The sequence below is a fragment of the Streptomyces sp. NPDC047081 genome (genome assembly GCF_040643775.1).
In the GTDB taxonomy this organism is placed as follows: Bacteria; Actinomycetota; Actinomycetes; order Streptomycetales; family Streptomycetaceae; genus Streptomyces.
The window spans coordinates 368,061-385,832 of record NZ_JBEYUY010000006.1; the positions used below are offsets into that span (position 1 = coordinate 368,061).

At 70.8% G+C, this 17,772-nt stretch carries 16 protein-coding genes; 7 read left to right on the forward strand and 9 right to left on the reverse strand.

The genetic code is table 11. The annotated features are described in order from the left end of the window. Window positions 1-54 precede the first annotated feature (54 nt). Together ABZ848_RS14640 and ABZ848_RS14645 are read left to right on the forward strand one after the other, a co-directional pair. Window positions 55-504 (forward strand): nucleoside deaminase, encoded by a 450-nt coding sequence (locus ABZ848_RS14640; protein ID WP_360830717.1) that lies wholly within the window; start codon window positions 55-57, stop codon window positions 502-504. After that, window positions 485-1,462: a 2-oxoglutarate and iron-dependent oxygenase domain-containing protein gene (locus tag ABZ848_RS14645; RefSeq protein WP_360830720.1), complete on the forward strand. Its 978-nt coding sequence runs from the start codon at window positions 485-487 to the stop codon at window positions 1,460-1,462. Before ABZ848_RS14640 ends, ABZ848_RS14645 begins: the two co-directional genes overlap by 20 nt. On the opposite strand, the gene ABZ848_RS14650 is transcribed toward ABZ848_RS14645, so the two are convergent. From ABZ848_RS14650 to hemL, 8 genes are all read right to left on the reverse strand, one after another. Further along, window positions 1,449-1,841, reverse strand: coding sequence for an SRPBCC domain-containing protein (locus ABZ848_RS14650; protein WP_360830723.1), 393 nt, complete (start codon window positions 1,839-1,841; stop codon window positions 1,449-1,451). The genes ABZ848_RS14645 and ABZ848_RS14650 overlap by 14 nt on opposite strands. A gap of 25 nt (window positions 1,842-1,866) precedes the next feature. Next, window positions 1,867-2,970: a c-type cytochrome biogenesis protein CcsB gene (gene ccsB, locus ABZ848_RS14655; RefSeq protein WP_360830726.1), complete on the reverse strand. Its 1,104-nt coding sequence runs from the start codon at window positions 2,968-2,970 to the stop codon at window positions 1,867-1,869. Further along, the gene (locus tag ABZ848_RS14660; RefSeq protein ID WP_360830729.1) at window positions 2,967-4,676 is read right to left on the reverse strand and encodes a cytochrome c biogenesis protein ResB; all 1,710 of its coding nucleotides are present in this window, start codon (window positions 4,674-4,676) and stop codon (window positions 2,967-2,969) included. Before ABZ848_RS14660 ends, ccsB begins: the two co-directional genes overlap by 4 nt. Window positions 4,677-4,679: 3 nt before the next feature. Further along, entirely contained in the window at window positions 4,680-5,450 is a 771-nt protein-coding gene (locus tag ABZ848_RS14665) for a cytochrome c biogenesis protein CcdA (RefSeq protein ID WP_242778033.1), read from the reverse strand. Between the two features lies 1 nt (window position 5,451). After that, a complete protein-coding gene (locus ABZ848_RS14670) occupies window positions 5,452-6,069 on the reverse strand; it encodes a TlpA disulfide reductase family protein (RefSeq protein WP_360830732.1) in 618 nt (205 codons plus the stop codon). A gap of 45 nt (window positions 6,070-6,114) precedes the next feature. After that, the gene (locus ABZ848_RS14675; protein ID WP_360830735.1) at window positions 6,115-7,407 is read right to left on the reverse strand and encodes a hypothetical protein; all 1,293 of its coding nucleotides are present in this window, start codon (window positions 7,405-7,407) and stop codon (window positions 6,115-6,117) included. Window positions 7,408-7,559: 152 nt separating this feature from the next. Beyond that, entirely contained in the window at window positions 7,560-8,207 is a 648-nt protein-coding gene (locus tag ABZ848_RS14680; protein ID WP_360830959.1) for a histidine phosphatase family protein, read from the reverse strand. Between the two features lie 38 nt (window positions 8,208-8,245). Next, complete coding sequence (gene hemL / locus ABZ848_RS14685; RefSeq protein ID WP_360830738.1) at window positions 8,246-9,562, reverse strand: glutamate-1-semialdehyde 2,1-aminomutase; 1,317 nt, start codon at window positions 9,560-9,562, stop codon at window positions 8,246-8,248. 340 nt (window positions 9,563-9,902) lie between these two features. On the opposite strand from hemL, the gene ABZ848_RS14690 reads away from it, so the two are divergent. Then, window positions 9,903-10,541, forward strand: a complete 639-nt coding sequence (locus ABZ848_RS14690) for a hypothetical protein (protein ID WP_360830741.1) — start codon at window positions 9,903-9,905, stop codon at window positions 10,539-10,541. A gap of 18 nt (window positions 10,542-10,559) precedes the next feature. Here the strand turns inward: ABZ848_RS14690 and ABZ848_RS14695 are convergent, their stop codons facing one another. Next, window positions 10,560-11,441 carry a PhzF family phenazine biosynthesis protein gene (locus tag ABZ848_RS14695; RefSeq protein ID WP_360830744.1) on the reverse strand — a complete coding sequence of 294 codons (882 nt, stop codon included), beginning with the start codon at window positions 11,439-11,441 and terminating at the stop codon, window positions 10,560-10,562. 122 nt (window positions 11,442-11,563) lie between these two features. Here ABZ848_RS14695 and ABZ848_RS14700 point away from each other — a divergent pair, with 122 nt between their 5' ends. The 4 genes from ABZ848_RS14700 to ABZ848_RS14715 all read left to right on the forward strand — a co-directional run bounded on the left by ABZ848_RS14700 (window position 11,564) and on the right by ABZ848_RS14715 (window position 17,770). Further along, a complete protein-coding gene (locus ABZ848_RS14700; protein ID WP_360830747.1) occupies window positions 11,564-12,928 on the forward strand; it encodes an alkaline phosphatase in 1,365 nt (454 codons plus the stop codon). A 342-nt stretch (window positions 12,929-13,270) separates the two neighbouring features. Beyond that, the gene (locus ABZ848_RS14705; RefSeq protein ID WP_360830750.1) at window positions 13,271-14,134 is read left to right on the forward strand and encodes a PaaX family transcriptional regulator C-terminal domain-containing protein; all 864 of its coding nucleotides are present in this window, start codon (window positions 13,271-13,273) and stop codon (window positions 14,132-14,134) included. A 96-nt stretch (window positions 14,135-14,230) separates the two neighbouring features. Further along, window positions 14,231-17,359, forward strand: a complete 3,129-nt coding sequence (locus ABZ848_RS14710; RefSeq protein WP_360830753.1) for an AAA family ATPase — start codon at window positions 14,231-14,233, stop codon at window positions 17,357-17,359. A gap of 114 nt (window positions 17,360-17,473) precedes the next feature. Then, window positions 17,474-17,770 (forward strand): YdhR family protein, encoded by a 297-nt coding sequence (locus ABZ848_RS14715; protein WP_360830756.1) that lies wholly within the window; start codon window positions 17,474-17,476, stop codon window positions 17,768-17,770. Window positions 17,771-17,772 lie beyond the last annotated feature (2 nt).

Consider the following 17,772-nt stretch of genomic DNA (forward strand, 5'->3'; position numbering starts at 1 on the left):
GAGAGTACTTTCCGCACGTTGCCCTCGTGTTTCGGCCACAGGAGAGTGGGACGTATGGATCAGGCACTGGCACGCACCTGGCTCGCCACCGCCGTCGCCGAGGCCCGCGCCGGCCTCGCGGAGGGCGGTATCCCGATCGGCGCCGCGCTCTACGGCGCCGACGGCACGCTTCTCGGCCGCGGCCACAACCGGCGCGTCCAGGACGACGACCCCTCGATGCACGCGGAGACGGCCGCGTTCCGCAATGCGGGACGGCAGCGGTCGTATCGCGGGACGACCATGGTCACCACCCTCTCGCCCTGCTGGTACTGCTCCGGGCTGGTCCGCCAGTTCGGCATCTCCCGGGTGGTCGTCGGCGAGTCGGCGACCTTCCACGGCGGGCACGACTGGCTGGCCGAGCACGGCGTGGAGATCGTGCTGCTCGACGACGCCGAGTGCGTCGCGATGATGACCGACTTCATCAAGAACAACCCGGCACTGTGGAATGAGGACATCGGTGAGTAATCCGCGCGTTCCGACCATCGACCTGCGTCCCTGGCTGGACGGCGACGAACAGGCCCGCAAGGACATCGCCCGGACCGTCGACGAGGCCCTGCAGACGGCCGGGTTCCTGCTGGTCACGGGGCACGGGGTGGACCCGGCCCTGCGCACCGGGATCCGGGAGGCGGCGCGCGCCTTCTTCCGGATGCCGGTGGAGACGAAGAAGGAGTACGAGGTGAAGGTGGGCGGGCGCGGCTGGCTCGGGCCGGGCGCCGAGGCCAACGGCTACTCGGAGGGCACCGAGACCCCGCCGGACCTGAAGGAGTCCCTGACCTTCGCGACCCACGAGCCCTTCGAGGACCCGGTCGTCAACGCCGAGTGGTACGCGCCCAACGTGTGGCCGGCCGAGGTGCCCGAGCTGCGGGCGCTGTGCGAGGAGTACCTGGACCGGATGGCGGAGCTGGAGAAGCAGCTGCTGTCGCTGCTGGGCACGGCGCTCGGGCTGGAAGCCGACTTCTTCTCCCGGCACATGGACCACCCGACCTACGGCTTCAACATCAACTGGTATCCGGGGACCGAGGTGATCGGCGAGCCGCAGCCGGGCCAGTTCCGGATCGGCCCGCACACCGACTTCGGCACGGTGACGATCCTGGACCGGCAGGCGGGCAAGGGCGGGCTCCAGGTCTTCACGGACGAGGGCGGCTGGGAGGACGCGCCCTTCGACCCGGAGGCCTTCACGATCAACATCGGGGATCTGATGGCCCGTTGGACGGGTGACCGGTGGCGGTCGGGCCGGCACCGGGTGCTGCCGCCGCCCGCGGACGCGCCCGCCGAGGAGCTGATGTCCCTGGTCTACTTCGGCGAGTGCACGCCGGGGACGCTGGTGGAGTCCGTGCCGGCTCCGGTGGGGCGGGTGGCGTACGAGGCCGTGGACTCGCACGTGTACCTGCGGGCGAAGCTGGACTCGATCACGGTCGGCTGAGCAGCGTCTCGAAGCGGGCCCGCCAGCCGGGCTCCGGCCGCCCGTCGTGCGGGTACTCGTGGGTGAAGCGGAGGGCCGTGCCGTCCTCGCCGTCCCGCTCCAGGTGGAAGCGGAGCCGGTCGCCGGCGTCCAGCGTGTACTCGGCGACCCGGTCCACGTCCCAGGCGGTGACCCGGCCGCCGCCCAGGCCACGCAGGGTGACCGCGCCGCCGAGCCGGGGTTCGAGGACCTCGGCGGCGGTGAACCACCGCGCGATTCCCGCGGGGGTGGCCACCGCCTGCCAGACGTCCTCCATCGGCCGTGGGAGCCGCACCAGGAAGTGGAGTATGTGCGTGCTCCCGTGGGTCTGGCTGGTGCCCTGCGCGATGGAACCGCTCATGACACCAGTGTCGGTCAGTCGCGGCTCAGACGCCCGCGTACGAGTGCTTGCCGGAGACGAAGATGTTGACGCCGTAGTAGTTGAACAGCCAGCAGCCGAAGGCGATCAGGGCCAGGTAGGCGGCCTTGCGGCCCTTCCAGCCGGCGGTGGCGCGGGCGTGCAGGTAGCAGGCGTAGGCGACCCAGGTGATGAACGCCCAGGTCTCCTTGGGGTCCCAGCCCCAGTAGCGGCCCCAGGCCGACTCGGCCCAGATCGCGCCCGCGATGATCGTGAACGTCCACAGCGGGAAGACCGCGGCGTTCAGGCGGTAGGCGAACTTGTCCAGGGACGAGGACGCGGGCAGCCGCTCCAGGAAGGACGTCGCGAAGCGGCCGGGCGTGCCGCCGTTCTCCAGCTTGGTCTCGTAGGAGTCCTTGAAGAGGTAGAGCAGCGTGCCGGCCGCGCCCACGTAGAAGACCGCGCCGCACAGGATGGCGGTCGAGACGTGGATGTAGAGCCAGTACGAGTGGAGGGCGGGAACCAACTGGTCACTGGCGGTGTACAAGACAGTGACGGCGATGCCGAGATCGAGGAGGACCGTCGTGACCAGGAACAGCCCGAGCCAGCGCACGTTCTTCCGCAGCGCGAGCAGCGCGAGGTACACGGTGACGGCGACCGCGGAGAAGGTGATGTTGAACTCGTACATGTTGCCCCACGGCGCCCGCTCCACCGAGGCCGCGCGAGCGATCACACCACCGAGATGGATGAGATACGCGAGCACGGTGAGCGAGATGGCGATACGCCCGTAGAGGTCGCCCTGCTCGTCCCCGCCGTGCGCCCCGGGCCCGTCGGGCACGTCCCGCGCCCCGGCCGCGGACCGCACGACGACCTTCGGCCGCTCCAGTACGGCGGTGCCGCCGGCCTTGTTCACGGTGACGGCCGGCGCCTTGCCCTTGGCGCCGGCCGCGCCCGGGGTGAGGGCGGCGGCGGTGCGGGCGACCTTGCTGCGGCTGCCGAAGATCCACTCGGCGATGTAGGTGAAGAAGGCCAGGGTGTAGACGGCCATCGCGGAGTAGATCAGCGTGTTGCTGATGTTCGCGAGGTGTTCGTTGGTCGCGGTGGCCAACTCGGTTCCGGCGGCGAGAGTCACTTCTCAGCCCCTTCGGCAGGTGCGACTTCGGGTTCGGGGGTGGTTTTTTCGTCTTGGTCGTACAGGATCCCGGCGAGGTCGCCGAGCTCCTCGGGGACCTTCGCGGACTCGCTGCGGCCGAGGCCGGCCATCTCGACGACGGTGACGCCGTCGGGGCCGGCCACCGCCCGCACCCAGACACGGCGGCGCTGGATGAACAGGGAGGCGGCGAGGCCGAAGATGGCGGTGAGGGCGCCGGCGAGTGCCCAGTCGGTGCCGGGCTGCTGGACGACCTGGAAGTTCGCCCACTCCTTGGTGCCCTCGTAGGTGATGGAGCCGGCGCCGCCCGGGAGCTTCATGGTCTGGCCGGGCTTCAGGTTGTCGCGGAGCTGGGCGCCCTTGGCGTCCTTGAACTCCTTCACATGCGACTTGTCGAGCTGGTACACGCTCTGCGGGATACCGGAGTCGACACCGAGGTCGCCGTGGTACGGCGTCAGGTTCAGCACCGGGTTGTCCAGCGCCGGGAAGGTGGACGCGGTCTCGCTGCCCTTGGTGTAGGTCGGCAGGAAGAAGGCGGAGATGCCGAGCTGTTCGCTGACGCCCTTGGCGTTCTTGTAGCCGTCGAGGACCTTGACCACACCGGTGGAGGTGACGTTGGAGTCGAGCGGAAGGAGGGGCACGGCATCGCTGTAGACGACCTTGCCCTTGCCGTCGCGGACCGTGATGACGGGCGCGTAGCCGTGGGCGGTGAGGTAGACCTTGGCGTCGCCGATCGACAGCGGCTCGTTGACCTTGACGGTCCGCTTCTGGTCCTTGCCGTAGGCGCCCTGGCTGTAGGTGAGGGCGGCCTGGTAGGTGCGCGGGGTGCCGCGGTTGGGGCCGTCGGTCTCGTAGGTGCCGGTGAACTTGTCCAGGGTGAAGCTGAACGGCACCAGGTCGTCGGTGGTGAAGAGGTTGCCGGACTTGAAGTCGTCGTACTGCGTGGTGGTGTTGGAGAAGCCGTCGCCCTCGACGATCAGCTTGTTGCCCTCGGACTTGAAGAGCTGGCCCCAGGCGAAGGCGATCAGCATCACGATCAGCGCGATGTGGAAGGCGAGGTTGCCGATCTCGCGGAGGTAGCCCTTCTCGGCGGCGACGGCGTCACCGGCGAGGTGGGCGCGGAAGCGGCGCTTCTTGAGCAGGGCGAGGGCGGCCTCGCGCACCTGCTCGGGCTCCGTCTCGGTCCGCCAGGTCGTGTAGGCGGGCAGCCGGGTCAGGCGCTTGGGTGCGCGCGGCGGGCGGCCGCGCAGCTGGCCGACGAACTGCCAGGTGCGCGGGACGATGCAGCCGATGAGGGAGACGAACAGCAGGATGTAGATCGCGGCGAACCACACCGAGCTGTAGACGTGGAAGAGGCCGAGCTTGTCGTAGATCGGCGACAGGAAGGTGTGCGCCTTGCGGAAGTCGGCGACCTTCGTGGCGTCGGTGCCGGACTGCGGGATCAGCGAGCCGGGGATCGCGCCGAGGGAGACCAGCAGGAGCAGCAGCAGCGCGACCCGCATGGAGGTGAGCTGGCGCCAGAACCAGCGGGCCCAGCCGATGACGCCCAGGGAGGGCAGGCCCGGCAGCTCCTCCTTGGGGGCCGTGGACAGCTGGGAGCCGGCGGCTCCGAGGTCCGCGTCGTCGGCCCGCTCGGGGGGCGTGCCGTCGGCCCGCTCGGGGGTCGCGTCCGTTGTGGTCTTGCTCATCGATCAGATCCCCACGGTGAAGCCGGCGGACCAGGACTGCATGTCCTGCACGATTCGGTCCCAGGCGCCGGTGAGCAGCAGCAGACCGGTCACGATCATCATCGTGCCGCCGATCCGCATCACCCAGACGTAGTGGCGCTTGACCCAGCCGAAGGCGCCGAGCGCCTTGCGGAAGGCGACCGCGGCGAGCACGAAGGGCACACCGAGGCCGAGGCAGTAGGCGATGGTCAGTATGGCGCCCCGGCCGGCGCTGCCCTGCTGCGAGGAGAGGGTCAGCACGGAGGCGAGGGTCGGTCCGATGCACGGCGTCCAGCCGATGCCGAACAGCGCGCCGAGCAGGGGCGCGCCGGCGAGTCCGGCGACGGGCCGCTTGTGGATACGGAACTCGCGCTGGGTCATCCAGGGCATCAGGCCCATGAAGAAGACGCCCATGAGGATCATGAGCGCGCCCAGCACCTTCGACAGGACGCCCTTGTTGTCCTGGAGGGTGTCGCCGAAGTAGCCGAACAGGGCCCCGCTGGAGACGAACACGGCGGTGAAGCCGAGCACGAACAGGGAGGCCCCGGTCACCATCCGCCCGCGCCGGGCCTCGGCCAGGTCGGTGCCGGCGACTCCGGTGACGTACGAGAGATAGCCGGGCACGAGCGGCAGGACGCACGGGGAGAAGAAGGAGACGAGGCCGCCGAGCAGGGCGATGGGCAGGGCGACCAGCAGGGCGCCGTTGAGCACGGTGCCGTTGTAGCCGTCGGCGGCGAGCGTGGTGAGTGCGCTCACGTCACTTCTCCGCGAGGACCGGGTCGATCATCTTGCGCAGCTTGTCCTCGCTGAGCGCGGCCAGCGAGCGGGCGGCGATCTTCCCGTCCCGGTCGAGGACGAGCGTGGAGGGGATGGCCTGCGGGTTGAGCGTGCCCTTCTTGAAGCGGAGCATCAGCTTGCCCGTCGGGTCGTACAGGCTGGGGAAGGTGACGCCCTGCTGCTTCTCGAAGGCGGCGGCGTTCGCGGTGCTGGTGTCACGGGTGTTGATGCCGACGAACTGGACGCCCTTGGACTTGAGGTCCTGGTAGACCTTCTCCAGGTTGGGCGCCTCGGCGCGGCAGGGGGCGCACCAGGAGCCCCACACGTTCAGGACGACGACCTTGCCCTTGAAGGAGGCGACATCGAGCTGTGCCCCGTCGACGGTCTTGCCGGACAGGTCGGGCGCGGCGGCCCGCTTCCCCTCCTTGACGGTGGAGATGCCGTCCTTGCCCATGACGAAGTTGGTGTCACCGCCTCCGCCGGAGGTGCCCCCGCTGCTGCACGCGGACAGGGTCAGCGCCGAGGCCGCGGCCACTGCGGTGAGCAGAACGGCACGGCTGTGTTTCGAGCGCAGGGGGGCGCGGTTGGCGGCACTCATGTGAAAAGTTTCGCATGCCCGTTCTGAGGATCTTGCGCACCCCCCTCAGGTCGCGGAGGCGGTCGACGAAGGCGTCGTGGCGGCCTCCTTGAGGAAGCTCTTCCAGCCACCCGCGGGCGCCTGTCCGACGTCGAGAGTGCGCAGCTCGGCGAGGACTTCCGGCTTCTGTACGTCCATCCAGTCGACGTACTGCCGGAAGGAGACGAGCCGGACGTCCGCGCCCTTCTCCTTCTCCGCGGCGATGTGCTTGAAGGCCTCCTCGACGGCGTCCATGTAGATGCCGCCGTTCCAGTGCTCGAAGTGGTTGCCGACGAAGAAGGGTGCCCGGTTGGTCTCGTATGCCCGCCTGAAGCCGGATATGTAGGCCTGTGCGGACTGGGTGCGCCAGGCCGGGTAGTTGTAGGCGGGCGCCTGGGTCGAGTTGATCGACTGGTTGGCGAGCATGTTGTAGTCCATGGACAGCACCTCGAAGGACCGCCCCGGGAACGGGATCTGCTGGAGGGGCAGGTCCCAGATGCCGAGCTTCTTCTCCGGCCAGACCTGGCGGCCGCCGGGCGAGGAGGCGTCGTAGCGCCAGCCGAGCTCCTTGGCGGTGGGCAGCAGGTTGTCCTGGCCGAGCAGACAGGGCGTACGGCCGCCGACGAGTTCCTTCTCGTAGTCGAAGGGGAGGGCGGGCAGGTCGGTCCAGCCGGTGTTGGTGCGCCACTCCTTGACGAAGGCCTTGGCCTGCTGGATCTCGCTCTTCCACTGGGCGGGCGTCCAGTTGCCGACGCTGCCGTAGCCGCCGCAGAAGTGGCCGTTGAAGTGGGTGCCTATCTCGTGCCCTTCGAGCCAGGCGCGGCGGACGTTGGTGAGCGTGGCCTTGACGTGCTCGTCGGTGAGGTAGCCGATGTCGGAGGCGCCGCGGGGGTTGTTCGGCGGGTTGTAGAGCCGCTTCTTCGACTCGGGCAGCAGATAGAGCCCGGAGAGGAAGAAGGTCATGGACGCGCCGTGCTGCTTGGCGAGGTCGAGGAAGCGCGGGAAGAGGCCGTTGCCGACCTCGCCGGCGCCGTCCCAGGAGAAGATCACGAACTGGGGCGGGGTCTGGCCGGGCTCCAGCGGCTGGGGCTTGGCCGGCTGGTGGGGCTGCTTGCCGGTGAAGGAGGTCGAGCCGTCGCCGATGGGCTTGGCGGGGTGGGACGTACCGCCGCTCCCTTTGCCTCCGCCGTGGGAACCCGATGTACGGGTCGACCCGTCTGACGGCTTGAGGGTGCCGCAGCCGGCGAGTCCGGCGGCCGCCGCGGCACCCGCGCCGAGACCGAGCATTCCCCTGCGCGAAAGAGCGCTCCGAGTGCGCATTCCAACCCCGATTCGTCATGTGCTCTGGTGGTCACCCACTCAGAGGACATGACGAAGGGGGAGGTTCCTCTCGATCACGGCGATCTAGTAACAAATGTAACGAATACCCCGCGGGCCTCAATACGGGCTTCCTGTGCGCCCGTTGTGCGGACCTAGGCCCCGAAGGCCTTGCTCTTGCCCGGGGTCGGCTTGGCGCCGGCGCGGAGGTGGGCCGGGACGAGGTCGATGGCCGGTTCGCTGTAGCCAACGGACACGATCCTGTCGCCCTGGTACGTGAAGGACGTGAGCGAGGCGAGCGTGCACTGCCGCTTGCGCGGGTCGTGCCACAGCCGCCGCTTCTCGACGTACGACCGCACGGTCCAGATCGGCAGCTGGTGGCTGACGAGCACGGCCTCGTGCCCCCGCGCCCGCTCCTTCGCCGCGTCCAGTGCCTGCATCATCCGTACGACGATGTCGACGTAGGCCTCGCCCCAGGACGGCCGGAACGGGTTGACGAGGTACTTCCAGTTCGCCGGCTTCTTCAGCGCGCCGTCCCCGACCCCGAACGTCTTCCCCTGGAAGACGTTGTCGGCCTCGATGAGCCGCTCGTCGCTCGCGAGGTCCAGCCCGTGCGCCTTGGCGATCGGCGTCGCGGTCTCCTGGGCCCGCTCCAGCGGCGAGGCGCAGACGTAGGTGATGTCGCGGGAGGCGAGGTGCTCGGCGACCCGGTCGGCCATCTGCCGCCCGAGCTCCGACAGGTGGTACCCGGCCAGCCGCCCGTACAGAACGCCGTCCGGGTTGTCCACCTCACCGTGCCGCATCACGTGTACGACGGTGATCTCGCCGTTGGTCTGCTCGCTCACGCGGTCGCCTCCGCCGCTGCTCGGGCCGCCGCCGGGAGGGCGTCGGCGATGCGCTGCACGGCCTGTTCGTCGTGGGCCGTGGACACGAACCAGGACTCGAAGGAGGAGGGCGGAAGGTAGACGCCCTGCGCCAGCATCGAGTGGAAGAACGCGGTGAAGCGGAAGGACTCCTGCTTCTTGGCGTCCTCGTAGTCACGGACGTCCCGGTCCGTGAAGAAGACGGAGAACATGTTGGAGGCGCGCTGCACCCGGTGCGCAACGCCCTCCTTGGAGAAGGCCTCGGTGACGAGCGCCTGGATCTGCTCCGACACGGCGTTGACCTTGTCGTACGCGGCCTCGTCGAGGAGCCGCAGCTGAGCGAGACCGGCGGCCGTCGCGACGGGGTTCCCGGAAAGGGTGCCGGCCTGGTAGACGGGCCCGGCGGGCGCGAGATGGCCCATGATGTCCTCCCGCCCTCCGAAGGCGGCGGCGGGGAACCCGCCCCCCATGACCTTCCCGAAGGTCATCAGGTCGGGCCGGACGCCGTCGATCCCGTACCACCCGGCCCGACTGGTCCTGAACCCGGTCATGACCTCGTCGGAGATGAAGAGCGCGCCGTTCTTCGAGCAGGCGTCCTTCAGCCCCTGGTTGAACCCGGGCCGCGGCGGCACCACGCCCATGTTCCCGGGCGAGGCCTCGGTGATCACACAGGCGATCTCGCCGGGGTGCCGGTGGAAGGCCTCCTGCACGGCTTCGAGATCGTTGTACGGCAGCACGATCGTGTCGCCGGCCTGGGCGCCGGTGACGCCGGGGGTGTCGGGCAGCGCGAAGGTGGCGACCCCGCTCCCCGCGGCGGCGAGCAGCGAGTCGACGTGACCGTGGTAACACCCGGCGAACTTGATCACCTTGCTGCGGCGGGTGAACCCGCGGGCGAGCCGGATGGCGGACATGGTGGCCTCGGTGCCGCTGCTGACGAGCCGCACCTGCTCGACGGGCTCGACCCGGGCGACGATCTCCTCGGCGAGCGCGACCTCGCCCTCGCCGGGGGTGCCGAAGGAGGTGCCGCGCGAGACGGCGTCCTGGACGGCGGCGATGACCTCGGGGTGGGAGTGCCCGAGGATCATGGGCCCCCAGGAGCAGACGAGGTCGACGTACTCGCGCCCGTCGGCGTCCGTCAGATACGGCCCCTTGCCCGACACCATGAACCGGGGGGTGCCGCCCACGGCACGGAAGGCGCGCACCGGGGAGTTCACGCCGCCGGGCGTGACGGCGGCCGCGCGGTCGAACAGCGCCTGCGACACGGGTGCTTCGTAAGGAAATGGCAGTTCGCTCATGACCAGCGACTTCTCCGACCTTCTCGACTTCTCGGGCTCCGGTTGCCTGTGACCTCCTCAGGGTAGGCCAGCGCCGCCGCCGACCCGAGGGACAGCCACCGCCCGAGGTGATCTGCGAAACTGGGACCTGATACACACAGCTGGAACGGCCTCGCGTACGTATAGGTGTACGGACAGATGTACGGACAGGTGTACGGAGGCTTGTTCAGGGGCTGCGAAGATCCTGCGGACAGGTGTTTCAACGCACGTTTCGGCGGGCGGCCGTGGGGGAGGTCACTGACACGATGATCGGGTTGCGCGGCGGGGGCCACGCGTCCTAGAAAAGCAGTCGGGTGGAGATATGCATCGCGGTGGCGGACTGGGCGAGGGGACTGACGACCTGGGTCCTCGACGTGCCCGGCGGGGAAGGCACCGACGCGAGGCGGAGGAAGCTGCCGAGACACGTCAGGGACAGGGTGTACCGAGTGAGTCCGAGCAGGGCGAGCGGCGGGGCGACCGCCGGATCGACCAGCTCCGGGCGGGGAGCAGGAATGGTGGTCGGGTGGGGGTGACGTACAAGTACTTCGGCGCGCCGGACGGCGCGACCGCGGCCCGCGTCCCGATCTCGATGCGCCCCGAGGAACTCGGCGGCGACGAGCTCGGCATGAACGGCATGTTCACGAAGATCAAGCCGGAGACGATGGCGGCGATGGTCCTCACGGGCATAGAAGGCGTGCCCCTGCACAAGGTGCCCCCGCTGGAACTGGTCGTCCTCCACCCCGACTACGCGGTCGTCAAGCTCCCCATGACGGTGGTGGACCCCCTGCGCGGCATAGGCGAGGAAGCGGTCGGCGCGGCGGCCTTCATCTGGTCGACGGTCCCGGACCGGGGTGGCCCGCGGGACGCGTTCAACGTGTACCAACTGCTGCACGAGTGGCAGGACTTCAGCCACCGTCTGCATGAGGCGGGGCATCAGCCGTACTGCCTGGTGTGGCCCTGAGTCGAGCCGGGCGGCTGGTCAGGGTAGGCGCCGGGCGGCGGTGACGTCGGCGCTGCCTCCCACGTGGACACGGAGGCCCGTCGGGCCGGGGTGGGCCGTGGCGGTGATCGTGGCCGGGCTGCCGAGCGTGTCGCCCATGTCGACGGTGATCCCCGTGAAGCCGCGGAGCGCCAGGTGCGCGGCGAGGCAGGCGGTGCTGTTCGCGTTGGCGATGTCCTCCGGGACGCCGATGGACGGCGCGAACATGCGGGCCGCCAGGCGGGCTTCGGGAGAGGGCTCGCAGTAGACGTAGGCGCCCAGCAGGCCGAAGCGGTCGCAGGCGGCGCGGAGGCGGTCGAGGTCCGGGGTGAGCGCGGCGAGGTGTTCGCGGGTGGGGACGCTCACCAGGAGCCGTTCCCTGCCGACCCCTGCCACCTGTGTCTGCGACGGCCCCGTCTCCTCCGGCGTCAGGCCCAGCGCGGGCAGCACGAGTGTGCGTTCGGCCTCGGTCGGCGCACGCAGATCCACCGGGCCGGGGTCGAAGGCGGCGGTGAGGTGGTCGCCGTCCCGTTCCGCCCAGCCGTCGAAGACGCGGCCTGCCGCGCGGAGGGTGGCTCGATAGCCCGGCCCGGCGCCCGGCCCGGGCTCGGACGTGCCCTCGGACCGGGAGGCGAGGAGGGCCAGTGCGGCCACCGTGCCGTGGCCGCAGGCCGGCAGTTCGCCCTCCGCGGTGAAGAAGCGGAGGCTCACCGTGGGTGCGCGGCGGTCGACGTAGACGGCGTGCGACGTGCCCCACTCCAGCGGCACGCGCCGGCGCTCCTCGTCGCTCAGGGCCGGTTCGTCCAGTACCACCGCGGTCGGGCTGCCGCCCGTGCCGTCGCGCAGACAGGCGTGGACCAGCGTGACGGACAGCGCGTTCACCGGCGCCCCCTCCTGTGTGTGGCATGCGACTGAAACGAACGGCGACCCATGACTTTCTCATTGATCACCAACGGCTGGTGTGCTGCGCTGCGTTGACATCCGTATCCAAGGAGCCGCACGCCATGCGCAGACCCTCCCGTCGTCAGCTCGCCGTCGCCACCGCGCTGCTCACCGCCACCGCTGCGGCGCTCGCCGTCACCGGCGCCGCCGGTGCCTTCGACAGCGCGCGGCAGGCGAAGGCAGCCGTCCGGGGCGGGAAGGCGAAGAACGTCATCCTGCTGATCGGCGACGGCATGGGCGACTCGGAGATCACGCTGGCCCGGGACTACACGGTCGGCGCCGACGGCCGCCTGAACATGGACAGGTTCCCGATGACCGGCGCCTACACGACGTACGCCGTGCACGCGGACGGCACCCCGGACTACGTCACCGACTCCGCCGCGAGCGGCACCGGCTGGGCGACCGGCGTGAAGACGGTCAACGGCCGTATCTCCAAGACGCCCGGCACCGACAAGGCCGTGAAGACCATCCTGGAGCTGGCGCAGGAGGGCGGTTACGCCACCGGAAGCGTGACCACGGCCGAGCTGACCGATGCCACTCCGGCCGTGCTCGCCTCGCATGTCACGGACCGTTCCTGCCAGGGCCCGGCCGACATGGCCAAGTGCGCCGCGGACACCATCGCGGCCGGCGGTCCCGGCTCGATCGCCGAGCAGTCGGTCAACCACAAGGTGGACGTGCTCTTCGGCGGGGGCAAGCAGCGCTTCGACCAGAAGGTCACCGACGGCAGGTACAAGGGCCTGACCGTCACCGAGCAGGCGCGGAAGCTGGGTTACCAGGTCGTCACGGACGACGCGTCGATGAAGGCCGCGAAGGCCGGCCGGCCGGTGCTCGGTCTGTTCGCCGGCGGCAACGTTCCGGTCGAGTGGACCGGCAAGGCGGCGGCCGTCGGCGGCACGGATCCGCAGCGCTGCGTGACCTCCAACGCGAACCGCCCCGCGTCCACCCCGAGCCTGGCCGACTCCGCCACGAAGGCGATCCAGCTCCTGGAGGCCAGGCAGAAGGCGATCCACTCCGGGAAGGGCTTCTTCCTGCAGATCGAGGGCGCCTCGATCGACAAGCAGGACCACGCGGCCGACCCGTGCGGGCAGATCGGTGAGACAGCGGCGTTCGACAAGGCGGTGAGGGTGGCCCGCGCGTACGCGGCCGAGCACCCCGACACCCTGGTCGTCACCACCGCCGACCACGGCCACACCAGCCAGATCGTCCCGCTGGAGGCCACCCCGCCCGGCCTCTCCTCCACCCTGGTCACCGACGAGGGCCGGCAGCTGAAGGTCAACTACTCCACCAACACACCGGGCCTGTCCCAGGAGCACACCGGCACGCAGGTCCGCATCGCGGCGCAGGGCCCGCAGGCCTACCACGTCCTGGGCGTCACCAACCAGACAGACCTGTTCACGACACTCCGCGAGGCGCTGGGCCTGGACTGACGACGAGTCGCGCGAGCGCGCGACGGGGAGCGGCCGCCACCGCTTCCCCCCTACATCGGACGCCTGCTCGAAGTACTTCCCGCCGTACAGCCCGGCGAGATCGCGTGGCGAGTGCTCGATGCGCAGGGAGGAGGATCCGTCGCTGCGGACATGGAGTTCGAGTACGACGTATTCCTGTCCCGGGGTGAAGTGGTGTCTGCCGTCGAGCGGGTCGGGGGGCGTGTCTGGGGCGCCCAGATAGCGAACCCTCATCTGCTCCTCCCGCCTCGCGTCGTGAAGGTCACGGCGGTCTCCCATTCTGGAGCCCTCCGGGAGGCAGTGAGCCCACGTACGCTTGCCACCGTGGTGGACGACGGCATCCTGGAGACCTCGGGCGGCGACGGCACGGCGGACGGTGGTTCGCAGCCTCGGCCGCAGTCGCTCATGCTCGCCTTCTTCGGCAACCATGTGCTGGAGCAGGGCGACCTGTGCGTGTACTCGGGCAGCATCATCGAGGTGCTGGGCCGGGTCGGCGTCGGTGAGCAGGCCGTGCGCTCCACGCTGACCCGGATGGTCAACCGGGGCCTGCTGCAGCGCAAGCGCGAGGGGCGCCGGATGTACTTCGGCCTCACCCCGCAGGCCACGGCCGTACTGCACGACGGCCGCAACCGGGTCTGGCGGCAGGGCGCGGTCAACGACGACTGGGACGGCTCCTGGACCCTCCTCGGCTTCTCCCTCCCCGACTCCTGGAAACGTCAGCGCCACGACCTGCGCTCCCAGTTGACCTGGTCCGGGTTCGGCGCGCTCTACAGCGGCCTGTGGATCGCCCCCGGCCATGTCGATGTCACGTCGATCGTCGCGGAGCTGGGTCTCGCCGCCCACGTGAAGATCTTCCACGCGCAGGCCGACCAGGCCACGGACATCGAGCTGATGATCAGCGACACCTGGGACCTGGAGAGCATCGCCGCGCGTTACGTCACCTTCGACAAGCGCTGGACGGCCCACCTCGGCGCGGACTCCGGCGAGGACCCGATCGGCACCCGGCTGCTCCTGGTCAGCGAATGGCTCGGCACGATCCGCACGGACCCCCGCCTCCCGGCCCGCCACCTCCCCCCGGCCTGGCCGGCCCGAGCGGCCCAGGAAACCTTCCGCAAGGTGGCCGACCAGACGGCGGAACCGGCGGCACGGATGGCCCGGGAGCTGCTGGACACGGCGCGACTGGGCTAGCGCCGGTCTCTCGGCGCCTCGCCCTCACACCCCCGTGCGCCCCCTGCGCTCCGCCGAAGACCTCCTGCTCAGCCTGGTCGCCCCTACGCTGGAAAAGTGACGGACGACATCCTCGGCGGCGAGTTCGTCGGGCGTGGGCGGGAGCTCGCCGTGCTGGAACGGCGGCTGGCGGCGGCGCGGGCCGGCGGAGGCGGGCTGGTGCTCGTCGAGGGGGACGCCGGGGCCGGGAAGACCGCGCTGGCACACGCCCTCGGGCGGCGCGCCAGAACCGCCGGGATGCGGGTGGCCTGGGGTGCCTGCCTGGAGGGCGGTGGTACGGCGCCGTACTGGCCCTGGGTCCAGATCCTGCGCGCCATCGGCCGCCCCGCGGGCACGCTCGCGGATCCCGCCACCGCCCCCGAGAACCGCTTCCAGGTCTTCGACCACGCCGTAGAGGAACTCCGCGCCGCGGCCGCCGGCCAGGGCCTCCTGGTCGTGGTCGACGACCTGCACTGGGCCGACGAGCCGTCCCTACGGCTGCTGCAGTGGACCGCGTCCGCCGTGGCCGACGACCCGGTACTGCTGGCGGGGCTCTACCGCGGCCAGGAGGCCTTCGCGTACGGCGAGGCCGGCACGGTCCTGCGCGCCGCCGCCCGCGAACGCACGGCGAGCTCCCTCACCCTCGGCGCCCTCACCCCGTCCGAGGTCACCGAACTCGCCGCACACACCCTGGGCCACACCCCCGGCCCCCGCCTCCTGAAGGTCGTCCAGGAACGCTGCGAGGGAAACCCCCTGTTCGTCAAGGAAATGGTCCGCCTACTGGAGGCCCACGCCCACGGCCCCGCCTCCCAGGACGGCCACGTCCCCCTCCCCCGCACGGTACGAGAAGCAGTAGGCAGCCGCCTCGACCGCCTGACCCCGGCCTGCAGACAGACACTGCGCCAGGCATCGGTACTGGGCCGCGAGTTCACGATCCAACTGCTGACGGCGACGGTTTACGACGAGTCCATGACCGCGCGGGTGGAGGGGCCCGCGGCGGCGTGGACGGACGGGTCCGCGGCGGCACAGGCGGAGGGGCCCGCGCCCGCGCAGGCTGACGTACCCGCGGCCGCGCAGGCGGAGGGGCCCGCGCCCGCGCAGGCTGCCGTACCCGCGGCCGCGCAGGCGCACGTGTCCGAGGCGACGCAGGCGCGCGAACCCGCGGTGACACCGGCACACGAACCCGCAGCCGCCGACGGCGATTTCGCCCCACAAGGGCCACCCGCACCCGACCACGAAACTGTCACGGGTGGTGCGGGTGGGAAGACATTCGGCGATGGCGAAGCCGAGGCGTTGCGGCATATCGACGAGGCCCTCTCCGCAGGGCTCGTCAGCACCCCCACCCCCCACACCCTCCGCTTCTCCCACGCCCTCACCCAAGAGGCCCTCTACGCCGAACTCCCCTCCACAGACCGCCAACGGCTCCATGCCCGCGCAGCAACCGCACTCACCCGAACCGCCGGCCCCATCGACGCCCTCGCCCACCACCTCCGCCAGGCAGCCCCCCGCACCGCAGCCACCGAGGCCCTCACCACCACCCGCGCCGCAGCCCGCCGCGCCCACGACCAACTCGCCTACGAGCACGCCGCGTTCCAGTACAGGGAGGCCCTGAAACTCCTCCCCCTCGTACCGGACGGAGACCGCCACCGCCCCCGCCTCCTCCTCGACCTCGCCGGCTCCGCCTTCCGTTCCGGCGCCGTCGAAGAGGCCTGGCGCGCCTGCCGCGAGGCCGCCGCGCTCGGCACCGCGGCCGGCGACGCCGAGACCGTCGCCGACGCCGTCACCGTCGTACGCGGCATCACCAACTCCCCCGTCACCACCGAACTCCACGCCCTCAGCGAGACGGCCCTGGAACTCCTCCACAACGCCCCGGCCGAAGACCCCGTACGGGAAGCGCGCGTCCTGGCCCAACTCGCCGTCACCACCGACCCGTTCGCCGGCGACGAGGAGACCCAGGAGGCCGGCCGCCGCGCGCTGGCCGCCGCCGAGGCCTGCGGTGACGCGGACGCCCTGTTCCTCGCCCTGCAGGCCCGCACCACGACACTCGTGGACGGCCGTCACGTCCTGCAACGCCTCTCCCTCGGCGAACGCGCCCTGCGCCTGGCCCGCGAGACCGGCCGCCCGGAACCCGCCGCCTGGGGCCACGCCTGGCGCCTGGACGCGTTCTGGGAACTGGGCCGCCGCCTCCAACTCGACGCCGAGCTGGCCCAGTTCACGGACCTCGTGACCCGCATGAAAGAACCCCTGTGGCAGTGGCGGCTGTTGCGGATCAGGGCCTGCCTCGCGCTGTACGAGGGCCGCCACGAGGCCGCCCGCGAACTCGCCGACCGCGCACTGGAGATCGGCCGGCGCGGCGGGCACGAGGGCGCGGAGTTCCTGGACCTCGTCTTCCGGTCCCATCTGGCGCTGCAGACCGGGGAGGGGTTCGAGGAAGTCGAGGCCGGGGTGCGGGAGTTCATCGCCGGGGGACCGTTCATCGCGATGGGGTGGCTCGCCGAGCTGCTCGTCGGCGCCGGGCGGACGGACGAGGCCGCCGAGGTGTGGGGCGCGATCACCCCGTATCTGCGGGACGTGCCCAGCGGCCTCCCGGAGTGGATCGTCGCGGGCACCACCAACGCCCACCTGGCCTCGGTGTTCGGGGACCGCGAGTCCGCCGTACTCCTCTACGACGACCTCCTCCCGTACGCCGACCGGCATGTCACCGCCGGCGCGCACAACCCGTCCAACGGCCCGGTCACCCTCTACCTCGGCATGCTCGCGACCCTCCTGGAGGACTGGCCGGCCGCCGAGCGGCATCTGCGCGCCGCGCTCGCCTCCTGCCGGGCGACGGGCTCACCGCCGTACGAGACGTACGTCCGGTTGGAGACGGCGCGGATGCTCCTCGCCCGCCGCGGCGGGCCGGCCGACGCCGAAGCCGCGGCCGAACACCTCACCGCCGCCTCGGCCGTCGCGCGCCGTCTGGGGCTGGGTCCCCTGGGCCGGTGGGTCGCCGAGCTCCAGGACACGGCCGCGCGTCCCAAGGGCGTACTGACCCCTCGCGAGGAGGAGGTCGCCGCGCTGGTCATGGAAGGGCTCAGCAACCGGCAGATCGCCGACCGGCTGGTGCTGTCCGAGCGCACCGCCGAGAACCACGTCACCCACATCCTCACCAAGCTCGGCTTCGACTCCCGGGCGCAGATCGCCGCCTGGTACGCACGCCGGACCTGAGTGATGCCATGAGTGGTGCCGTGAGTGGTTTCCCGGATGGCGGGCCGCCGGGCGCCTCCTAACGTCGTGGTCGGGGACACGAGACCGACCCGGCCCCGGCAGGAGGCGAGCGTCATGTACGCGGTCGTTGGCGTCTGGAGCATGGACGAGAGCCGGCACGAGGAGCAGCAGCGCACCCTGCACGAGCAGATCGTGCCGCTGACCCGGAAACAGCCCGGGTTCGTGACCGGGTACTGGATGCGGGACGCGGAGACGGGCAAGTCGCACACCGCGATGGTCTTCGACGACGAGCAGTCCGCGGGGGCGTTCAAGCGGTTCGTCGAGAGCAGGTCGCGGGAGGCCGCGATGGCCGGCGTCACGGCGGACTTCTTCGCCCTGGTCGAGGTCGTCGCGGACGCGCGGGGGGTGTGAGC

Coding starts and splice junctions, on each gene's coding strand:
- ABZ848_RS14640 (WP_360830717.1), top strand. CDS start 55: ATGGATCAGGCACTGGCACGCACCTGGCTCGCCACCGCCGTCGCCGAG.
- ABZ848_RS14645 (WP_360830720.1), top strand. CDS start 485: ATGAGGACATCGGTGAGTAATCCGCGCGTTCCGACCATCGACCTGCGT.
- ABZ848_RS14650 (WP_360830723.1), bottom strand. CDS start 1,841: ATGAGCGGTTCCATCGCGCAGGGCACCAGCCAGACCCACGGGAGCACG.
- ABZ848_RS14660 (WP_360830729.1), bottom strand. CDS start 4,676: ATGAGCAAGACCACAACGGACGCGACCCCCGAGCGGGCCGACGGCACG.
- ABZ848_RS14670 (WP_360830732.1), bottom strand. CDS start 6,069: ATGAGTGCCGCCAACCGCGCCCCCCTGCGCTCGAAACACAGCCGTGCC.
- ABZ848_RS14675 (WP_360830735.1), bottom strand. CDS start 7,407: ATGCGCACTCGGAGCGCTCTTTCGCGCAGGGGAATGCTCGGTCTCGGC.
- ABZ848_RS14680 (WP_360830959.1), bottom strand. CDS start 8,207: ATGCGGCACGGTGAGGTGGACAACCCGGACGGCGTTCTGTACGGGCGG.
- hemL (WP_360830738.1), bottom strand. CDS start 9,562: ATGAGCGAACTGCCATTTCCTTACGAAGCACCCGTGTCGCAGGCGCTG.
- ABZ848_RS14690 (WP_360830741.1), top strand. CDS start 9,903: ATGCATCGCGGTGGCGGACTGGGCGAGGGGACTGACGACCTGGGTCCT.
- ABZ848_RS14700 (WP_360830747.1), top strand. CDS start 11,564: ATGCGCAGACCCTCCCGTCGTCAGCTCGCCGTCGCCACCGCGCTGCTC.
- ABZ848_RS14715 (WP_360830756.1), top strand. CDS start 17,474: ATGTACGCGGTCGTTGGCGTCTGGAGCATGGACGAGAGCCGGCACGAG.